The organism is Streptomyces sp. NPDC041200, from assembly GCF_055591805.1.
This window is the reverse complement of sequence record NZ_JBVIZF010000032.1, coordinates 32,161-50,484: the sequence shown is the minus strand read 5'-3', so window position 1 is coordinate 50,484 and position 18,324 is coordinate 32,161. Positions and strand designations below refer to the sequence as shown.

Annotated in this window: 17 protein-coding genes; 8 read left to right on the top strand and 9 right to left on the bottom strand. The window is 71.2% G+C overall.

Annotated elements, in window-relative coordinates; genetic code table 11:
• Window positions 1-18 precede the first annotated feature (18 nt).
• The 4 genes from ACZ6CL_RS35870 to ACZ6CL_RS35855 all read left to right on the top strand — a co-directional run bounded on the left by ACZ6CL_RS35870 (window position 19) and on the right by ACZ6CL_RS35855 (window position 3,293).
• A complete protein-coding gene (locus tag ACZ6CL_RS35870; protein ID WP_468943898.1) occupies window positions 19-525 on the top strand; it encodes a winged helix-turn-helix transcriptional regulator in 507 nt (168 codons plus the stop codon).
• A 358-nt stretch (window positions 526-883) separates the two neighbouring features.
• On the top strand, window positions 884-1,561 hold the full coding sequence (locus ACZ6CL_RS35865) for a peptide deformylase (protein WP_468943896.1): 678 nt from the start codon (window positions 884-886) through the stop codon (window positions 1,559-1,561).
• Window positions 1,562-1,701: 140 nt separating this feature from the next.
• Window positions 1,702-2,460 (top strand): GNAT family N-acetyltransferase, encoded by a 759-nt coding sequence (locus ACZ6CL_RS35860; protein ID WP_468943893.1) that lies wholly within the window; start codon window positions 1,702-1,704, stop codon window positions 2,458-2,460.
• Window positions 2,457-3,293, top strand: a complete 837-nt coding sequence (locus ACZ6CL_RS35855; RefSeq protein WP_468943891.1) for a lysophospholipid acyltransferase family protein — start codon at window positions 2,457-2,459, stop codon at window positions 3,291-3,293. Before ACZ6CL_RS35860 ends, ACZ6CL_RS35855 begins: the two co-directional genes overlap by 4 nt.
• Before the next feature lie 117 nt (window positions 3,294-3,410).
• Here the strand turns inward: ACZ6CL_RS35855 and ACZ6CL_RS35850 are convergent, their stop codons facing one another.
• Window positions 3,411-4,397, bottom strand: a complete 987-nt coding sequence (locus ACZ6CL_RS35850; protein ID WP_468943889.1) for a pirin family protein — start codon at window positions 4,395-4,397, stop codon at window positions 3,411-3,413.
• Between the two features lie 202 nt (window positions 4,398-4,599).
• Here ACZ6CL_RS35850 and ACZ6CL_RS35845 point away from each other — a divergent pair, with 202 nt between their 5' ends.
• Window positions 4,600-5,139, top strand: a complete 540-nt coding sequence (locus ACZ6CL_RS35845; RefSeq protein ID WP_468943886.1) for a hypothetical protein — start codon at window positions 4,600-4,602, stop codon at window positions 5,137-5,139.
• Between the two features lie 76 nt (window positions 5,140-5,215).
• Here ACZ6CL_RS35845 and ACZ6CL_RS35840 read toward each other — a convergent pair whose 3' ends face one another.
• From ACZ6CL_RS35840 to ACZ6CL_RS35805, 8 genes are all read right to left on the bottom strand, one after another.
• Window positions 5,216-5,974 carry a sugar phosphate isomerase/epimerase family protein gene (locus ACZ6CL_RS35840; protein WP_468943883.1) on the bottom strand — a complete coding sequence of 253 codons (759 nt, stop codon included), beginning with the start codon at window positions 5,972-5,974 and terminating at the stop codon, window positions 5,216-5,218.
• Entirely contained in the window at window positions 5,971-7,926 is a 1,956-nt protein-coding gene (locus ACZ6CL_RS35835) for a DUF2264 domain-containing protein (RefSeq protein ID WP_468943880.1), read from the bottom strand. Before ACZ6CL_RS35835 ends, ACZ6CL_RS35840 begins: the two co-directional genes overlap by 4 nt.
• Before the next feature lie 50 nt (window positions 7,927-7,976).
• Window positions 7,977-8,957, bottom strand: coding sequence for a hydroxyacid dehydrogenase (locus ACZ6CL_RS35830; protein ID WP_468943986.1), 981 nt, complete (start codon window positions 8,955-8,957; stop codon window positions 7,977-7,979).
• Window positions 8,958-9,022: 65 nt separating this feature from the next.
• Window positions 9,023-9,910 (bottom strand): carbohydrate ABC transporter permease, encoded by an 888-nt coding sequence (locus tag ACZ6CL_RS35825; protein ID WP_468943877.1) that lies wholly within the window; start codon window positions 9,908-9,910, stop codon window positions 9,023-9,025.
• Window positions 9,907-10,869, bottom strand: a complete 963-nt coding sequence (locus tag ACZ6CL_RS35820; RefSeq protein ID WP_468943875.1) for a carbohydrate ABC transporter permease — start codon at window positions 10,867-10,869, stop codon at window positions 9,907-9,909. Before ACZ6CL_RS35820 ends, ACZ6CL_RS35825 begins: the two co-directional genes overlap by 4 nt.
• A gap of 64 nt (window positions 10,870-10,933) precedes the next feature.
• Complete coding sequence (locus tag ACZ6CL_RS35815) at window positions 10,934-12,280, bottom strand: ABC transporter substrate-binding protein (RefSeq protein ID WP_468943872.1); 1,347 nt, start codon at window positions 12,278-12,280, stop codon at window positions 10,934-10,936.
• Window positions 12,281-12,487: 207 nt separating this feature from the next.
• Entirely contained in the window at window positions 12,488-13,573 is a 1,086-nt protein-coding gene (locus ACZ6CL_RS35810) for a LacI family DNA-binding transcriptional regulator (protein WP_468943869.1), read from the bottom strand.
• Between the two features lie 104 nt (window positions 13,574-13,677).
• Complete coding sequence (locus ACZ6CL_RS35805; protein ID WP_468943866.1) at window positions 13,678-14,283, bottom strand: hypothetical protein; 606 nt, start codon at window positions 14,281-14,283, stop codon at window positions 13,678-13,680.
• Window positions 14,284-15,096: 813 nt separating this feature from the next.
• Here ACZ6CL_RS35805 and ACZ6CL_RS35800 point away from each other — a divergent pair.
• Genes ACZ6CL_RS35800 through ACZ6CL_RS35790 form a run of 3 tightly spaced genes read left to right on the top strand, consistent with a single transcriptional unit; the run spans window position 15,097 to window position 18,238 of the window.
• A complete protein-coding gene (locus ACZ6CL_RS35800) occupies window positions 15,097-15,738 on the top strand; it encodes a DUF4142 domain-containing protein (protein ID WP_468943864.1) in 642 nt (213 codons plus the stop codon).
• A gap of 20 nt (window positions 15,739-15,758) precedes the next feature.
• Window positions 15,759-17,285 carry a DUF1996 domain-containing protein gene (locus tag ACZ6CL_RS35795; protein WP_468943861.1) on the top strand — a complete coding sequence of 509 codons (1,527 nt, stop codon included), beginning with the start codon at window positions 15,759-15,761 and terminating at the stop codon, window positions 17,283-17,285.
• On the top strand, window positions 17,285-18,238 hold the full coding sequence (locus ACZ6CL_RS35790) for an RNA polymerase sigma factor (RefSeq protein ID WP_468943859.1): 954 nt from the start codon (window positions 17,285-17,287) through the stop codon (window positions 18,236-18,238). The genes ACZ6CL_RS35795 and ACZ6CL_RS35790 overlap by 1 nt, the downstream gene beginning before the upstream one ends.
• Window positions 18,239-18,324: the final 86 nt, after the last annotated feature.

Genomic DNA, 18,324 nt, shown 5'->3' with positions numbered 1-18,324 from the left:
CGCGGATAGGCTCGGGGCATGACCCGTACTCCGCTCACCGACGTGGCCTGCTCGATCGCCCGAGCCACCGACCTGTTCGGCGACGCGTGGACCGCACTGATCATGCGGGACGTGCTGTCCGGAGTCAGCCGGTTCGACGACCTCGCCCATGACCTCGGCATCTCCCGCAAGGTGCTGGCGGCCCGGCTGGCCCGGCTGGTCGAGGAGGGCGTTCTGGTCAAGGAGCGCTATCAGGAGCGGCCGCCGCGCGAGCACTACCGCGCGACCGGGAAGGGTGAGGAGCTGTACCCGGTGCTGCTGGCACTGATGGCCTGGGGCGACCGCTGGTGCGCCGGTGCGGACGGGTCCCCGGCCCGTGTCCGCCACCTGACCTGTGGCCGGGACACCACGCCCGTCACCGCGTGCGCGCACTGCGGCGATCCACTGACCGTGGACAACACCACCCAGCTCCCGGGCCCCGGCGGCCGCATCGGCCCCGGTACCCGCGTCCTGGGCCCACTGCTCGCCTCCCGCGAACCGGAGTGACGACGCGCCGGTGCGGCTGAACGCGGGGCAGCGCACCGGCAGCCACGGAGTCAGGACTCCGCGGCCGCCGGTGGTTCCCCTCCGGCCGGGAGCTGACCGGAGGGGCGACCGGGGGCTGCCGCTCCGCCGCGTACAACCGGGGAGAGACACCGCGGAGCGGCAGCGAACCGGGTCCCGGGAGGACCCGGACGAGCCGCGGAGGCGTGGGATTCCCCGGCGGCTCACGGGCGGGTACGGAGCGCGCCCGCGCCGCGTTCACTCATTGTCCGATCGTGAGCATGAAGCGGAGGCACCTGTTCCGCGCACCGCGACCGCCGGACGGATTGCCCCCGCCCGGCCTCCTTGCCAGGCTGTCCCCATGCCCACCACCTCCCTGTCCGAGCTGGTCGAAGAACTGCTCGACGGCTGCCGTCCGCTCCCCATCGTCTCCGCCGGTCTCCCCGTCCTGCGGCAAGCCGCCCTCCCCTACGAGGGCCAGCTGTCCGACGGCCTGCTGGACCGGCTACTGACGGCGATGCGCGAGACGATGCACAACGCGCCGGGGGTGGGGCTGGCCGCTCCGCAGATCGGCGTGCCGCTGCGGCTCGCGGTGATCGAGGACCCGGCCGAGGTCGCGGCCGAGGTGCGCGAGGCACGCGGCCGGGTGCCGCAGCCGTACCGGGTGCTGGTGAATCCGTCGTACGAACCGGTCGGCGACGCCCGGGCGGGGTTCTTCGAGGGGTGTCTGAGCGTCCCCGGCTGGCAGGCCGTGGTCAGCCGCCCCGAGCGGGTCCGGCTGCGCGGGCAGGACGAGACGGGACGTGAACTGGACGAGGAGTTCACCGGATGGCCCGCCCGGATCGTCCAGCACGAGACGGACCATCTGGACGGCGTGCTCTATCTGGATCTGGCCGAAACCCGCTCCCTCTCGTCCGCACAGGCCGTCGCCGACCACTGGTCGCAGCCCACCCCGGCCGCCGCGGCCCGGGCGCTGGGCTTCCCGCTCCCCGGGGACCACGGGCCTCATGGACGTCAGGGCCACCACGGCGCCCCTTAACACCTCGCCGACCGACCTGTGGCATGTTTTCGTCATCGGCTGGCAGTCGTCGAATCACCACGCGGACACTGTGCCGTTCGGAGCCGGAGCAACAGTGGTGACATCACCGCTCCTGACGGTCCCCTGAACGGAGAACAGGAATGTCCGTGCTCACGACGTCCCCGGCTGCGGCCTCCACGAGCTCGTACGTCACCTCCATCGCCCATACCGAGGAGCAGATCAACGCCGCGCAGCGGCTGCGCTACCAGGTGTTCGGCGACGAACGGGGAGGGGTGCTGACCACGCCCTTCCCAGGCCGTGACGTGGACGAGTTCGACGATGTCATGGACCACCTGATCGTCACCGACACCGCCACGGACACCGTGGTCGGCACCTACCGGCTGCTGCCCCCGGGGCGCAGCGAGCGGCTCTACTCGGACACCGAGTTCGACCTGCGGGGGCTTCCCGACGAGGTGCGCTCCTCGATGGTCGAGGCGGGTCGCGCCTGTGTGCACCCCGATCACCGCTCCGGCGCGGTCATCAACCTGATGTGGGCCGGTCTCGCCCGCTACGTCCTGCTGTCCGGCCACCGCTACCTCGCGGGCTGCGCCTCGGTCCCGCTCGGCGAGGGCGAGCAGGCCGCGTCGAACGCCTGGCTGCTGGGCACCTCCAAGCACGCCGCCCCGCCCGAGCTGCGGGTCCACCCGCTCGACCCGTGGGTTCCGACGCAGACGCTGGACGCCCGGCCCAGCTACTCCGAACTGCCGCCGCTGCTCCGCGGCTATCTGCGGGTCGGCGCCTGGATGTGCGGCTCCCCGCAGCACGACCGGAACTTCAACGACGCCGACTTCTTCGTCCTCCTGGACACGGAGCGGATGAACGGCCGCTACCGCCGCTACTTCCTCGGCGAGTCCCGGTGACCCTGCCGGTGAGCGTCAACGCGAACGTTCCGGCGCACGCGTGGGCGGCCTGGTCCCCCTGCTCCCCCAGCTGTGTGTCGCACGCGGCGGAACGGCTGCCCACCACCCGGATCGCCCGCCGTTACGCGGCGTTCAGCCGGGCGATCATGGGCGCGCTCCTCAGGGGCGAGGGCATCGCCGACCCGGAGGCGCTGCGTTCGACCGCCGCGGCGATGCTGGACGCGCTGGACATCCGGCTGGAGGTGGCGGGCGACCGCACGCTCAGCGCACCGGGGAGCACCGGCACGCTGGTGGTGGCGAACCACATCTCCTGGATCGACATCATCGCGCTGCTCGCCGTCGAGCCGGTGGTCATGCTGGCCAAGCGGGAGGTGGGCGCCTGGCCGGTGGTCGGGCCGCTGGCGAAGCGGGCGGGCACGATGTTCATCGACCGCGACTCCTTGCGCCAACTGCCGGACAGCGTAGGGGAGATGGCGGACCGGCTGCGGTCCGGCCAGTCGGTGATGGTGTTCCCGCAGGGCGTCACCTGGTGCTCCGGGACGGGCGGCAGCTTCCGGCGGGCCACCTTCCAGGCGGCACTGGACGCCGGCGCCCCGGTGCGGCCGGTGTCGCTGGACTACGTCCAGCACGGCGCGCCGACCACGGTGGCCGCGTTCGTCGGCGAGGACGACTTCAGCAGCTCGCTGCGCCGGGTGGCCAGCGCCACCGGGCTCACGGTGCGGGTACGTACGCACCGGCCGCTGCGCCCCGTGCCCGGGACCGACGACCGGCGCGCCCTGGCCGCCCGGGCGCAGGCGACGGTGTGCGGTGCGCGGCTGCCCGTTCACGCCTGACGGATGCCAGACATCAGCTGACAGGCATCAACTGACGGCTGACGCATAACAGCTGACACGTAACAGGTGACAGCTGACAGATTACGTACGGTGTCCGGCCTGGCCCGGACACCGTGCTCAGCTCCGCTCCGTACCGCCCGTGTGCGGGATCCGCCCGGCGGGGATCACGCCGAGGCGGCCGCTCTGGAAGTCCTCGACCGCCTGGGCGATCTCGGCCTTGGTGTTCATCACGAACGGACCGTAGTGCGCGACGGGTTCACGGATCGGCTGCCCGCCGAGGATCAGCACGTCGAGGTTGGGCGTGCGGCTGTCCGGGCGCTCGGTGGCGGCGACGCTCAGGGAGCCGCCCTGACCGAAGACGGCCAGCTCATGCGCGTCCAGCGGGCGCTGTTCCGCGCCGACCGTGCCGCGTCCGGACAGGGAGTAGACGAGCGCGTTGAAGTCGGTGCGCCAGGGCAGGTCGAGCCGGGCGCCCGGGGCGAGAGTGGCGTGGATCATGGTGATCGGCGTGAAGGTGCCGCCCGGCCCCCGGTGTCCGGCCACGTCACCGGCGATGACGCGCACCAGCGCCCCGCCGTCCGGCGAGGAGAGCAGCGCGGCCTGCGGGCCCTCGATGGACTGGTACTGCGGCGGGTTCCACTTGTTGGCGCGGGGCAGGTTCACCCACAGCTGGATGCCGTGGAAGAGGCCGCCGGAGACCACCAGGTGCTCCGGGGGCGTCTCGATGTGCAGGATGCCGCCACCGGCGGTCATCCACTGGGTGGCGCCGTCGGCGATCAGCCCTCCCCCGCCGTTGGAGTCCTGGTGCTCCATCTGACCGTCGATGATGTAGGTGACGGTCTCGAAGCCGCGGTGCGGATGCCAGGGGGTGCCCTTGGGCTCGCCCGGCGCGTACTCCACCTCGCCCATCTGGTCCATGTGGATGAACGGGTCGAGATCGCGCAGCGAGGCCCCGGCGAAGGCCCGGTGGACCGGGAAGCCCTCCCCCTCGAAGCCCCGCGGGGAGCCGGTCACCGAGCGGACCGGGCGCGGCGGCGCGGTCTGCGGGTCGGGGGCGGGGACGTGGGGCAGCTGTACGGTGCTCTCGACGGTGACGGCGGGCATGGCGCTCTCCTCCCTGCGGGGGCTTCGGCGGCCGGTCGGCCACCGATGTCTTGTTGAACGCTAAACCATTCGGGCGCATTCCCGCACACGGGCAAGGGCCGGGAAGGCGCTGAACAACCGCTTCCGCTCGTCCGTACCCCTGGGTGTGAGGTACGCACCGGTGTGTGCACGCACCGGCCGAACCAGAACGAGAGGGAGCCTGATGGAAGCTTCACCCCACCCGGTCAGAACGCGGCGCCGCCCCGGGCGGCGGATGGCGCCGGTGCTGGCGGTGGCGAGCGTGCTGCTGGCCACCGGCTGCGGCGGCGGCAGCGGTTCGGCGGACGCCAACACGGGGGGCAAGGGCGGCAAAGGTGCGACGGCGCGACCGGGCGGCGGCGAGTCGAGCGCCGCGCCCAAGCCCGCGCGGGTGGAGCAGCTGGCGAAGTTCGCGGGCTGTAAACCGGATTTCACCACCGAGGTGGACGACTACCGGCAGGCGGTCTGCCAGAACTCCAAGGGGAAGTTCCTCTTCCTCGACTTCATCAGCATGAAGGCGCAGCGCGACTGGCTGGAGACCGCGCAGATGTACGGCGGGGTCTATCTGGTCGGCAATCGCTGGGCGCTGTCGTCGTCCCCGACGAAGAACATGAAGACGCTCCGGGGCGAGTTCGGCGGCACCATCGAGGAGAGCGGCGCGTTCGGCTCCTCCCCGGGCGCGGCCTCCTCATCGGGCGCGCCGTCCTCGCCGGGCGCGGGCTGATCTGCGGGCGCGGGCTGACCGCCGGGCGCGGGACAGCGGCCCGCACCCGGCGAGGACGGACGCGCAGAGCGTCCGCTCACACGGCGGCGAGCGCCCGGAGCGTCGCCGCCTCCCTCGGCAGCAGCCGTTCGTCGTCCCCGGGGACGAACTCCAGCAGCACGTCCAGAGGCGCCGCGCCCTCGGTGCTCAGCCGCTCGAACGCGCGGCGCCACAGCGGGGCGCGCGCGGTCAGCGGCAGCCGGTTGGTGCCCGGCCACCAGGAGAAGGCGTGGACGGCGGCGACCCGGCCACCGAGCACATCGAGCCCGGTCAGCGCCTCCGCGTCGGGCAGGTCGACCGGCGGCTGCCAGTAGGTGCGCACCCCGGGGCGGTCCACCTCGTCCAGCAGGCGGAGGGTGCGGGCGGCGCCGTCGGTGAGCGTGTTGCGATGGAACTCGTAGGCGAGTTCCACGCCCGCGTCCGCCGCGAGCGCCGCGGCGCGCCGGGTGTCCTCGACCACCGCCCGGCGCTGTTCGGGCGGGGTCGCGTCGGTGCCCGTGACGCCCGCCCAGATCCGCACCCGGGGCGCCCCGAGGGCCACGGCCGAGCGCAGCACGGCGTCGAACTCCCCCGGATCGGTGTGTCCGGCGCGGTAGTACGAGCCGTACGAGGCGACGGCGAGCCCCGCGTCCACGGTGGCCCCGCGCACCGCCCGGGCGACGGCCGTATCGCCCGCGGGCACATGGACGTCGCCGCCCCATTCGACACACTCCAGGCCCGCGCCGGCCACGGCGGAGATCACCCCGGCCGCGTCCAGGTGGCGGAGGGTGACCGAGCAGATGCCCAGCCGGCTCACGCGCTCTCCTCCCGCACGGTGGGAACGCCGAGCGCGCCTCCGTCGCCGAAGTCCACGACGGTCCGGGCGCCGTCCGGCCAGCGCACGGTGACGGTGCATCCGCTGACCTCGGCGGTGGCGAGCCCGGTGAGCGGGTCCGGTCCGACGTCGCCGGTGAGCGAGGCGAGCGCGGCGAAGAGCGTGCCGTCCGGGCCCTCGCCGACGGTGCCGGTCAGCTCGGGGACCAGGGCCCAGGGCCCGTACGCGGTGCCCCGGGGCGCCCGTACCGTACGGGAGGTGTCCCAGCCGTGCAGGCCGAGCAGCTGGCCGGTGACCTCCGCCCCGGCGAGGGTGACTTCGGGGGCCCCGTCGGTCGCGTCGGTCTCGGTGGCCGTGCCCGGGGGCAGCGCGATGGCCCAGCCGGTGTGGTGGACCGTGGTTCCGGCGGGGATGTTGACGGTGCGGTGGACCCGCAGTTCGAGCCTGCCGCGCACCAGGGTCAGGCTGTCGAGGCGCGCCGCGGGCAGGACGGGACCGCCGGGCGGGAAGAGCGGGATGTGGGAGGAGGCCAGCCAGCCGGGGCCCGCGGCGAGCGGCTCGACGCGCAGCCGGTCGCTGCGCACGCCGCGCATGTGGAGGGCGATGTGGTTGTCGGGGATGTTGTCGGCGCTGGTGGGGCCGGTGCGGGTGGAGTAGGCGAGCCGCCCGTAGAGGGGTTCGGCCGGTGGCCGCTCCGCCTCCCAGGGGCGCACTTTGCAGCTGCCGTGGTTGTGCAGCCGCACCAGGCCGTCGCTCTCGGTGGTCTGGACGAGCAGCCCGGGGGCGGGCAGCGCGAGTGCCCGGTCGGGGCCTTCGGCCGGGGCGGCCTCCTCGGGTGCGGTCCATACGGGGTGATCGGCCGGGAGCAGCAGGCCGAGGAAGCCCTTCGACGCCCAGTAGGGCGAGGCGGGTCCGGAGTAGCGCTGCACCGTCGGGAGGTGCGGCCCGTACCAGCCGAGGCCCAGGATGCCGTCCGCGGTCAGGGCGCCGCGGTCGAGGAAGTGGCGGAGCGCGCCGCTGAGGAGACGGCGGGTGGTGCCGGGCGCGAGCGGGGTGTGGCCGGTGAGCCCGCCGAGCGCCACGGCGGCTCCGGCGGCGAAGCGGTAGGTGAGGGAGCGCCCGTGGTGGATGGGGGCGCCATTCGCGTCGAAGAGCAGCGCGAAGCCGTCGAGGAATTCCTCCAGCCGGGGGCCGAGCCGGTCCAGCAGGGCGCGGTCCCCGGCGAGGTGGGCGTGGAGCAGCGGATACATGTGCAGCGCCCAGCCGTTGTAGTGGTCGAAGGCGCGCCCGTCGCCGTCGGAGTACCAGCCCTGCCCCTGGTACCAGCCGTCGAGCAGGCCGAGCGCGCGGTCGATGGCGCGGGTTGTCTCCGCGTCGCCCCGGCCGACGGATTCGAGGAAACCGGCGACGGTGAGCTGGAAGAGGTACCAGTTGTTGGGAGCGGGCGCGTGGCGCAGCGCGCCGCGCAGCCACTCCTCGGTGCGGTCCCGGGCGTCCGGGGTCAGGGCCTCCCAGGTCCACGGCGCGGTCAGGCGCAGGCCGAGCGCGATGGAGGCGGACTCCACCATGGGCTGCCCCCGCACCCCGTGGTGTCCGATCAGCGGCCAGGATTCGGCGTCGTCCCGCCCGGGGGTGCGGGTGCCGTGGTCGATGCCCTCGGTGTAGCGCTCCAGGAAGCCCTGCGGGTCCTTGCCGTAGGCACCCGCCGCGCGGAACGCGGCGAGCAGGAAGGTGCGGGCGAACCCTTCGAGCCCGTCGGAGCGGACCCCGGACTGGGACGGCGGCCCCGGCAGGTCGAGCAGCGCGTGGTGGGGGGTGGCGAAGCGGAGCGCGGCCCCCAGCAGTCCGTCGGCGGCGGCTTCCCAGTGGGCGCGGGTGTATCCGGTGTGCGGGCTGAGGGATCGGTCGTCTTCGGGGAGGTCGAGTACGAACATGTGGGGGTGTGTCTCCTTGTCCGGGGCTGCCGTACTGCGGGGGGGGGCGGTTACGCGGAGCGGTCCAGCCGTTCGTGGAGGACGGGATGCGCGAAGTCCCGGCCCGCCACGTAGTTTTCGACCTCGCCGATCGCGAGGTCGGCCAGCCGCCGCAGCTCACCGCTCTTCGACCCGGCGATGTGCGGGGTGAGGAGCACGTTGTCGCAGGTGTACAGCGGCGACTCGGCAGGCAGGACCTCCGGCACGGTGACGTCGAGGACCGCGTGGATACGGCCCGCCACCACCTCGTCGGTCAGCGCGGCCTGGTCCAGCACCGCGCCCCGCGCCGTGTTGATCAGGGTGGCGCCGTCCGGCATGGCGGCCAGCAGCTCCCGGCTGACCAGGCCACGGGTGGCGGGCAGCAGGGGGGTGTGCACGCTGACGACGTCGCTGGTGGCGAACAGCTCCCGCAGGCCCACCTGGCGTACGCCCAGCTCCCGGGCGTCCGGCGCCGTCACATACGGGTCGTACAGCTGGACGTCGAGGTCGTACGGCTCCAGCAGCGCGATCACCCGGCGGCCGATCTCCGAGGCGCTGAGGATGCCGATTGTTCTGCGGTAGTTGCCCGCCCGCGGGTAGCGTGCGCTCCAGTCGATGGCGCGCCGTTCGAGGCGGTAGTCGCGGGCCATGTCGAGGACGCGCTTGTTGGAGAGCAGGATCATGGCGAGGGTGAATTCCGCGACGGGTACGGCGTTGGCCGCGGCCGCCGAGGAGACCGCGATGCCGCGTTCCCAGCAGGCGTCGGTGATGTGGTGGCGTACCGTCCCGGCGGTGTGGACGACGGCACGGAGCCGGGGCGCGGCGTCCAGGGCACGGCCGTCGAGGGGCGGGCAGCCCCAGCCGGTGACGAGGAGTTCGGCGTCGGCGAGGGCGCGGCGCGCCGCGGGGGTGGTGAAGTCGTCGAGGACGACGTCCGGATCGAGGTCGAGGAGCGTGGTGAGCCGGTCCAGCGCGCCGGAGCCGAGCACCTGGCGGGCGGTGCGCTCCGTCATGGCCAGGGCGGCGCGCGGGCGGGGACCGGACGGCGGCTGCGACTGCGGGGGCTGCTGCGGTGCGATCACTTGACACTCCCTGCGGTCAGTCCGGACTTCCAGTAGCGCTGCAGCATCACGAACGCCACGATCAGCGGGACAACGGCGAGCAGCGAGCCGATGACGACCAGCGGGTAGTACTCGGGCGAGACGGTGGCGGAGCTGTTCCAGGTGTAGAGGCCGAGGCTGAGCGGATACAGGTGCTGGTCGGACAGCATCACCATGGGCAGGAAGAAGTTGTTCCAGATGGCCGTGAGCTGGAACAGGAAGACGGTCACGAACCCGGGGCCGAGCATGCGCAGGCTGACCCGCACATAGGTCTGCAGCTCCCCCGCGCCGTCGACCCGGGACGCCTCCAGCACCTCGTTCGGTACGTAGCCGCTGCTCAGCAGGCGGGCCAGATACACGCCGAAGGGGTTGAAGAGGACGGGGATGAAGACCGCCCAGAAGGTGTTGACCATGCCGATGCCGGAGGCCACCAGGTAGAGCGGCAGGGCGAGGACGGTCGGCGGCACCATGACGCCCGTGAGGACGAGGGCGAACAGCTTCTCCTTGTGCCGGAACTCGTACTTGTCGAACGCGTAGCCCGCGGCGACGCTGATCAGCGCGCCGGTCAGGGCGCCGACCACCGCGTACAGCAGGCTGTTGACGTACCACTCGCCGTACAGCCCGCCGTCCATGGAGAACAGGTCGGAGAGGTTGCTCGCGAAGGAGAAGTCGCCGAAGGAGAGGATGTCGCTGCCGAAGAGCGCGTCGGCGTTCTTGGTGGACGCCAGCACCAGCCACAGGGCGGGCAGCATGGTGTAGAGGGCCGCGATCAGGACGACGGCGTTGGCCACGCCGCGGCTGGTCAGCCGGGACCGGCCGCCGGATCTGGGGGTGCGGAGGGTGCTGGTCGGGGTGGTCGTGGTCATCGCGCGCTCCGTTCCCGGCGGCCCGACCAGCGTGTCACGGCGTACGACAGGGCGCAGGTGACGACGAGCAGGATGACCGAGGCCGCGGAGGCGAGTCCGTAGTTGTTGCGGCGGAAGGCCGCGTCATAGATGTACATGTTGGGGGTGAAGCGGGAGTTGACCATCGGGGTGGCCTGGTTCATCAGCATGGGCTCGGTGAACAGCTGCAGCGCGGCGATCAGGGAGAACATGCACACCATCACCACGGAGGCGCGGATGATGGGCACCTTGACCTGGAGCGCGGTGCGGATGCCGCCCGCTCCGTCGATGGTCGCCGCCTCGAGCACCTCGCGGGGCAGCGCCTGGAGCGCGGCATAGAAGATGATCATGTTGTAGCCGAGTCCGCTCCACAGGGCGATGTTGACGATCGACGGAAGCACGGTGTGCAGCCCGAGGAAGTCGATGGTGATGTCGGCCTGACCGAACAGCTTGATGACCGGGCTGAGCCCGGGGGTGTAGAGGTACAGCCAGAGGATGGCCGCGATGATGCCGGGGACGGCGTGCGGCAAGTAGAGCAGCATCTGCGCGGTACGCCGCAGCCGGACCAGACCCGAGTCGAGCAGCAGGGCGATCGCGAGCGCGCTGAGGACCACCAGCGGGACGAAGATCACGCAGTACAGGACGATGGTGCCGAACCCGGTCAGGAAGCTCGGGTCCGTGAGCACCGCGAGGTAGCTGCGCAGTCCGGTGAATACGGTACGCCCGCCGCCGAAGCCGAGCCCCTCATGGTCCTCGCCGAAGAAGCTGAGGTAGATGGCGTAGCCGACGGGGACCAGGAACACGGCGACGAGCAGGACCGTGAAGGGGGTCAGCAGGACGGCGGCGGCGATCCGCTGCTGGCGTCGCCCGGCTCTGGAGGGCGGTTCGGCGGCGGCCGCCGGTGGCGGCGCCGTCGGTTTCGGGGAGATGACGGTACTCACGGGATACCTCGGCTCACGGTGAAAGGGAAAGCCACTGAAGGAGACACAGCGCGGGTGAGGGGGTTCAGCGGGTGGTGACCGACAGGCCGAGGCTCTTCAGGTCGGGCATCGTCCGACTCTGGGCATCGCGCAGTGCCTCCAGGACACTGCCGCTTCCGGCCCCGGCCTTGGCGAGGCCGTCGTCACCGGAGGTGGTCGTCGACACCATCCGCGGTCCCCACTTCCAGGTGGGAGAGATCAGCTTGGCCTGCTCACCGAAGAGGCCGAAGATGTCCTGCCCGGAGTAGTAGCTGGTGTCCATCTCCTTGCGGGCCACCGGGAGCAGACCGGGCACGGACGGGAAGGCGCTGCTGACCCCGCTGGAGAGCTTGGCGCGCAGGGCGTCGGGGCTGGTGACCATCCAGGAGATGAACTCCATGGCCTCCTTGGGATGGTTGCTGTCCTTGGTGACCATGAAGGTCGAGCCGCCCTGGGTGCTCACCTTCGGCTTGGCCGGGTCCCACTGCGGCACCGGCGCGATGGCCCACTTGCCCTTGCCGTCGGGGGTGGACGCCATCATGGAGCCCGCGGCCCAGGCGCCCGCCAGATAACCGGCCGTCTCACCACTGCGCAGATGGGCCCGCCACTGCTGACTGGACCCGGGTTCCACGCGCACCAGGTCGTCGTCCATCAGCCGCTGCCAGTACCCCGCGACCTTGCGGGTGGGGGCGTCGTCCATGGACACGCGCCAGGTGTCGCCGGAGGTGTCGTACCACTGGCCCCCGGCCTGCCAGGCGTACGCGGCCATGTAGAGGGTGCCGCCGGTGGTGAAGAGACTGGCGATACGGGACCGGGGCTCGGCCTTCTTGAGCTGGCGGGCCGCACTCTCGAACTCCGCCCAGGTCTTGGGGACCGGGATGTGGTTCTTGGTGAAGATGTCCTTGCGGTACAGGAAGACCATCGGCTCGATGTCCACCGGGACGGCATAGGTGCGTCCGTCGAAGGTGGTGAGGTCGAGCGCCTGCGGCAGGATCTTGCTCCGCACCGAGTCCGGCAGCAGCTTGCTGATGTCCCGGGGCACCCCGTCGATCGTGAAGCCGGGCAGCTGCGGGTATTCGATGGTGGCGACGTCGGGGGCGTTGCCCGCGCGGGCGGCGTTGCTGAGCTTGGCCCAGCCGCCCTGCTCCCCCGAGGGCACCTGCGCGAAGTCGACCTTGATGTTGGTGTGGGTGCGGTTGAACTCGTCCACCACTTCCTGGCTGCCGCGCAGCGCGGACCAGAAGGTGAGGCGGACGGGGCCGTCCTTGGCGGTGTTCGCTCCGCCACCGGAGCAGCCGGCCAGCAGGAGGGCGAGCAGTGTGAGCAGTGCCGTTGTTCCGGCTGTCGCCCGGCGTCCGGTAGCCGCGCGTCCTGGGCGTCTGAGGCCAGGCATGGACCCTCCCCTGTTCGCGGTGGAGCGGTGGAGCGGTGGAGTCAGGGGGAATCCTGATCGCTTGACGGAAATACCGTCAATACATCGAACAGAAGAAACCGAAGCGGTCAAACGATCAGACGTGTCGCACACGACGGCCCGGCCGTCGCAGGAGCAGCCGTCTCAGGAGCAGCCGTCTCAGGAGCAGCCGTCTCAGGAGCAGCCGTCTCAGGAGAGCGGGGCCGTCGAGTCCCGGACCACCAGACCGGGCAGCAGCTCCAGATGGCGGGCGGCGCCCGGCCACCGGCCCTCCCGGGCGTGGTCGAGCTGCCGGAGCAGCAGCCCGAGGGCGGCCCGGCCGACCTCCGCCTTGGGCGGGGCGACGGCGGTGAGCGCGATCTGGCCCATGTCGGCCACCACGTCGTTGTACGCGACCACCGAACAGTCCCGCGGCACCTCGACCCCGGCCTCCCGCAGCCGCTGGATCAGCACCAGCGCGTCCATGTCGCTGTGGATCAACGCGGCGGTGGCCCCGGTCCGGCGCAGCGTCTCCGCCAGGTCGACCGCGCGCGGATCGGGGACGCGCGGATCGGGGCCCGCGGTGCGCGAGCTGAGGATGGCCGTACAGCCCTCGCCCAGGCCCCGGGCGCCCGTCTGTGCGGCGAACTCCGACTGGATCACCCTGGCCGTCGGACTGTCGTCGCGCGCGGCCAGCACGATGCGCCGGTGGCCGAGGGAGGTCAGATGGCCGAGCGCCAGATGTACCCCGTACGCGTGGTCCGAGCGCACGCAGTCCAGCCCGTACAGGGAGCTGCCGCGCTCGGGGCGGCGCTCCAGCAGCACCACGGGGACGTCCAGCGCGCGCAGCCAGGAATGGTCCCGCGCCGCCTCGGCCGCCGTGCGCCAGTGCGGCGAGAGCAGCAGCCCGCGCGCACCGGCCTCCAGCGCCGAGCGCGCCGCGGTGCGGTCGGCGTCGTACTCGTCGGCCGCGATGTGCAGCGCGAGCCGCAGCCCCGCCTTCTCGGCGGCCTCCCGGGCCGCCTGCACGGCCTCGGTCAGATAGGTGTTGCGCTCCGGGACCACCATGCCGACGGTGTCGCCGGTGGCGGTGGACTCCTCGGCCATCGGCTGCAGCGAGCGCGCCACCCCGTGGCCGCGGCGCACCTCGCCGCGGCGGGCCAGCTCCTCGACGTCCCGCCGTACGGTGACGACGGAAACCCCCAGCTCGTCCGAGAGATCGGTGATCCGCACGGATCCCCGGGACTCCACCAAGCCCGCGATCCGCGCCTGCCGCTTCCGCGCCGGCTCCCGCATGTCCCACCGCCGATCGGCTTTCGTTATCCGCTGAACAACGCCATAGTAGCGATCATTCGATCAGCGGCAGCGGGGCGTCCTCACACACCGGACTCACACGGGCGTCACGGCGCACCGGTCGGGACGGTGTCGGGAAAGCCATCAGGGGGGTAGCGGCGCATCAGCCACTCGGCCTGCACTTCCAGAACACGTTGCTTGCGGCGGCCGGAGCGGACCATCAGGATCAGCGCCACTTCCAGGAAGACGAAGAAGGCGGCGGGTACCAGCAGCACGGGCTTGCCGGTCAGTATCAGCTGCACCACCAGCCAGATGGCGATGAACGGCGCCACCGCCATGGCCGGGACCAGCTTGACCACGTTGCGCTCCCGCTCGATCATCTCGGCGTGGTTCCGGGCGGCCCGGGCGCTGCGGCCGTGGAAGGCCGGATGCCGGGCGGCCACCTCGAAGGGGGTGCCGGGCGGTACCGCCTCGCGCCGCGCCCCGGCGTCCTCGTCCGGTACGAAGACGCGGTAGCGGAGCGACTTGGAGCCCCGGGTGCGCTGGTGGCGGTAGCCGTACGCGGTGGCCAGCTGGACCGCTTGGTCCGGGCGGAGTTCGGTGGCGCAGATGTCCACCTCGGGTCGCCCGTCGAAGAGATGGGCGTAGTGGCCGGGCAACTCCTGGCGCGCCTGGGCCACCCGCTTCGACAACGTCCCTCGCACCGCGGCCACGTCCCACCTCTTGTTGCACCCTGTACGACCGGCTGACCCGGCACACGCTACCTGCGCCACGGGTGGGCCGTATCGGCAGGTCAGAGGAGAGGAAACGGCGCTCCGGCATAGCGTCATACGTCAGGAAACCGGCACTGACGGTGAGTCAGCGGACGTGGACTCGGGGGCCGCCGGACTACGCGGCGTCGGGCCCCGCGGGTGGCCGCCCGCCCCGGTTCTCTCCCCTATAACGGCTCTCCCCCATATAGGGGACAGGACTGGTCCCGGAAACGAGCCGTAGAGAGGGGAGAGAACCCGGGGCGGGACCCGCTTCGCCGTCACCGTGCCGAGCCAGACCCCGGCCGCCCGGGAGCAGCCGGACCACCGCGGCGCCCGTCCCCTCCGTGGCGGGCTCGTGGGGCGCGGGCTCCCGTCGCACCGGGGTCCGGTCCCAGGCCGATGGCAGCACCCGCGGTGTCCGCGCGGGACGGTTTCCCGGGACGGTCCGCGAAACACTGGTCACCGGCGTCGGGTTCATCGCGGTCGCTCGCACGGCTTGGGCCCTTCCGGTCGTGGTGATGACGAGGGTTCTCCCTGCCGTACGTACGGCCGCCGCTCTGTACTCAACGCCGCGGAAAAAAACTTTGAACGGCACGGATCTACCGGGCATTTCGGTGCGGTCCAGGCGCAATCGCATGCCCCCAACGCGCGGGCGCGGAGAGTACCAACAAGGAGAGATCTCTGTCCCGGCTTTATTCACTAGTGATGAGGTCTCCACGACCGTGCCACACCAGGCACTAGCGTCCGGTGTCACTCCGAAGCAAGGAGGGCGCTGTGCGATCAGCAATCCTGAGCAGATCCAAGGCATCCAGCCGTACTGTCGGCAGCGGGCTCATCATTGGTGCGCTCGCCGTGACGCTTGCGGCAATTCTCATTCCCGTGAGCCTGTTCAGTTCGAGCAGCGCCGCGGTACTCCCCAACGGCGTCGCGGACGACGGCGGAGGGACGGTCAGTACGCAGTACGGACCGCTCACGCCGACCGACCGTGACTTCGTACGCAAAGTCAAGCTCGCCGGGCTCTGGGAACTCCCCTCTGGACGCATGGGCAAGGAGCGCGGTACCACGGAAGCCGTCAAGACCGCGGGCCAGCACCTCATCGACGGCCATACCGAACTCGACCGCCGTACCAACGAGACAGCCCAGGCCCTGGGTGTCAGCCTGCCCACCCAGCCCAACGACCAGCAGCAGGGCTGGCTGAACGAGATGTCCCAGGCACCGAGCAGCGCTGAATTCGAGCGTTTGTTCGCGCAATTCCTGCGGAGCGCCCACGGGAAGGTGTTCAATCTGGTGGCGCAGGTACGGGCTCAGAGCAAGAACTCCATGGTCAGGTCTCTGGCCACCAGGGCCAACACCATCGTTCTCGACCACATCACGGTCCTCGAGGACACCGGGCTTGTCGACTACGACGCCCTCTAACGACTAAGTGAAGTGATCTCATGAGGCAACAGACCCACAAGCGCGGGCGGTTCAAGAACAAAACGGTCGCCATCGTCGCCGCACTGGCACTGGGCGGCGGCGGGGCCGCGATCATTACCGCCAACGCCTCAGCCAGCGGCGACAAGAACGCTTCCGCTCAAGATGGGGCCGTATCAGCCAAATCAGCGGGCGGGACGATCAACTGCCCCGATGTGAGCCAGAAGCTGAGCGATGTGCCGAAGGGTTCCCAGTCCCAGGTCGCCAAGGGCCTCGGTGAGCTGGACAACCAGGTGGCCACCGCCTACCAGCAGATGAACAAGGGCCAGGCGTCCGGCGACGCCGTGCTGAGCAAGCTCAACGACCAGCGCCAGCAGACGCTCAACCAGATGAGCGAGGCGATGGGCCAGGGCGGTGGGCAGAACCAGCTGCAGGGCATGACCGAGTGCCAGATGCAGCCGGTCGCGCAGCAGGCAGGCCAGCAGGACGGTCAGCAGCAGGACCAGCAAGGCGACCAGCAGCAGGGTCAGCAGGGCGGTGACCAGCAGCAGGGCGGCGACCAGCAGCAAGGTGGCGACCAGCAGCAGGGCGGCGACCAGGGCGGCCAGCAGCAGGGTGGCGAGGGCGCCAACGACGTGCCCGGCAACGCCGGAGGCCAGGCGGGCAACGGCCCGGCGCAGAACGACTTCGTCGACATCACCCAGGTGCAGCCGAACGTCAAGGAGGCGCCGCAGGCCCAGCAGGGCGGCTCGACCGGCACCTTCACGTCGGAGTGCGGCGTCGGCGAGGCGGGCCTGCGCAACAGCGACAACGTCATCGTCGCCCCGGGCGTGACCAACGGCGCCCACCACATGCACGACTACGTGGGCAACGACGCCAACGACGCGTTCGCCAACAACCAGACCTTCGAGCAGGCCGGCACCTCCTGCTCCAACGGCGACAAGTCGACCTACTACTGGCCCGTGGTCCGTCTTCAGGACGGCAAGGACGAGGCTGACGCCAACCAGCTCGGCGGTGGCCAGGAGGGCAACGTCGGCACGATCCTGACCCCCAAGGCTTCCAAGATCGAGTTCAAGGGCAACGCCCAGAGCAAGGTCGAGGCGATGCCGAAGTTTCTCCGGATCATCACCGGTGACGCCAAGGCCTTCACCAATGGCGATGCCAACGCCAACGCCGCCTGGAGCTGCAGTGGCTTCGAGGACCGTCAGCTGACGGACAAGTACCCGCTCTGCCCCGAGGGCAGCGACCTGCTGCGCGTCTTCGACTTCCAGGGCTGCTGGGACGGCCAGAACGCGGACAGCGCCAACCACCGTGACCACGTGGCCAACGCCAACGACGACGGTTCCTGCCCGCAGGGCTTCAAGGCCATCCCGCAGCTGGTGAACACCATCAGCTACGAGAACCCGGGTGACACCCCGTTCGCCGTGGACGGATTCCCCGAGCAGTTGCACAAGCCCATCACCGATCACGATGACTTCATCAACGTGATGCCGGATGACCTCATGAGCAAGGCCGTTGACTGCATCAACAGCGGCCAGCAGTGCACCTGATGGGTGACGAACACCAGGCGCGCGTCGGCCGCAAGGCCGGCGCGCGCCGCGCTGCGTCGCACCACCGGACCGCCGGTGACGCGGCCGCCGACGATCCCGACGGGCACCATCCCGGCCACCCCGGCCACCCAGACCGTCCGGTCCTTCCCGCCCCCCGGGAGCCGGGCGGTCCGTGCGTGCGGGGGGTCTCCGCCACCGGCTCCGACTCGCTCCCCGACCAGGAGCTGACCCGACGGCTCAGGGACGAGTACGCCTCGGGCGCCACCAGCCCGGCCTCGGGTGACGTGCTGTACCGCCGCCACCACCGGGCGACGCTCTCGTACGCCCGGACCTGCTGCCGGGCGCTCCACGACGCCGAGGACCTGGCCTCCGAGGCATTCATCCGCACGTTCCAGGCGGTCAGGGCGGGCGGCGGTCCGCGGGGACCGTGGCGGCCGTATCTGCTGACCGTCGTGCGCCACACGGCGCTCGAATGGAGCGACGGGGAGCGCCAGGTCCTGCTGACCGCGGACTTCGAGTCGTGGCGGCAGCACGCGCACACGGCCGACCCCCAGTGGCATCTGCTGGCGCGCGAGGACCGTCAGCTGCTCATCCGCAGCTTCCGCAGACTTCCGGAGCGGTGGCAGACCGTGCTGTGGCACACCCTGGTCGAGGAGGAACCGCCGCAGCGCGTGGCGTCCTTATTGGGCATCTCCCCCAGCGGAGTGACCTCACTGGCCTTCCGCGCCCGAGAGGGGCTGCGCGAGTCGTATCTGCAGTCCCATCTGGAGTCCGCGGCGAACGACCGCTGCCGCCACTTCAGCGCCATGATCGGCGCCTCGGTGCGACGCGGCGGGGTACGTGGCCACGCGCTGGCGCGCCATCTGGCGGAGTGTGCTTTCTGCGCCCACGCGTACAAGGAACTCCTGGGCCTCAACGCCGCGATGCGCACGGCGGGCGCCGGTGTGAACTGAGGACACGTCACGTCGACGCCACCACGCACCGGACTGCCGACCACGATTCCGCGGTCGGCAGTCCTTTGTGGCGTCGATGTGTCTCC

What these genes read in the sequence shown, in the direction of transcription:
- ACZ6CL_RS35870 (WP_468943898.1), top strand. Translation starts at nt 19, where the DNA reads ATGACCCGTACTCCGCTCACCGACGTGGCCTGCTCGATCGCCCGAGCC.
- ACZ6CL_RS35865 (WP_468943896.1), top strand. Translation starts at nt 884, where the DNA reads ATGCCCACCACCTCCCTGTCCGAGCTGGTCGAAGAACTGCTCGACGGC.
- ACZ6CL_RS35860 (WP_468943893.1), top strand. Translation starts at nt 1,702, where the DNA reads ATGTCCGTGCTCACGACGTCCCCGGCTGCGGCCTCCACGAGCTCGTAC.
- ACZ6CL_RS35850 (WP_468943889.1), bottom strand. Translation starts at nt 4,397, where the DNA reads ATGCCCGCCGTCACCGTCGAGAGCACCGTACAGCTGCCCCACGTCCCC.
- ACZ6CL_RS35845 (WP_468943886.1), top strand. Translation starts at nt 4,600, where the DNA reads ATGGAAGCTTCACCCCACCCGGTCAGAACGCGGCGCCGCCCCGGGCGG.
- ACZ6CL_RS35835 (WP_468943880.1), bottom strand. Translation starts at nt 7,926, where the DNA reads ATGTTCGTACTCGACCTCCCCGAAGACGACCGATCCCTCAGCCCGCAC.
- ACZ6CL_RS35830 (WP_468943986.1), bottom strand. Translation starts at nt 8,957, where the DNA reads ATGACGGAGCGCACCGCCCGCCAGGTGCTCGGCTCCGGCGCGCTGGAC.
- ACZ6CL_RS35825 (WP_468943877.1), bottom strand. Translation starts at nt 9,910, where the DNA reads ATGACCACGACCACCCCGACCAGCACCCTCCGCACCCCCAGATCCGGC.
- ACZ6CL_RS35815 (WP_468943872.1), bottom strand. Translation starts at nt 12,280, where the DNA reads ATGCCTGGCCTCAGACGCCCAGGACGCGCGGCTACCGGACGCCGGGCG.
- ACZ6CL_RS35810 (WP_468943869.1), bottom strand. Translation starts at nt 13,573, where the DNA reads ATGCGGGAGCCGGCGCGGAAGCGGCAGGCGCGGATCGCGGGCTTGGTG.
- ACZ6CL_RS35795 (WP_468943861.1), top strand. Translation starts at nt 15,759, where the DNA reads ATGAGGCAACAGACCCACAAGCGCGGGCGGTTCAAGAACAAAACGGTC.
- ACZ6CL_RS35790 (WP_468943859.1), top strand. Translation starts at nt 17,285, where the DNA reads ATGGGTGACGAACACCAGGCGCGCGTCGGCCGCAAGGCCGGCGCGCGC.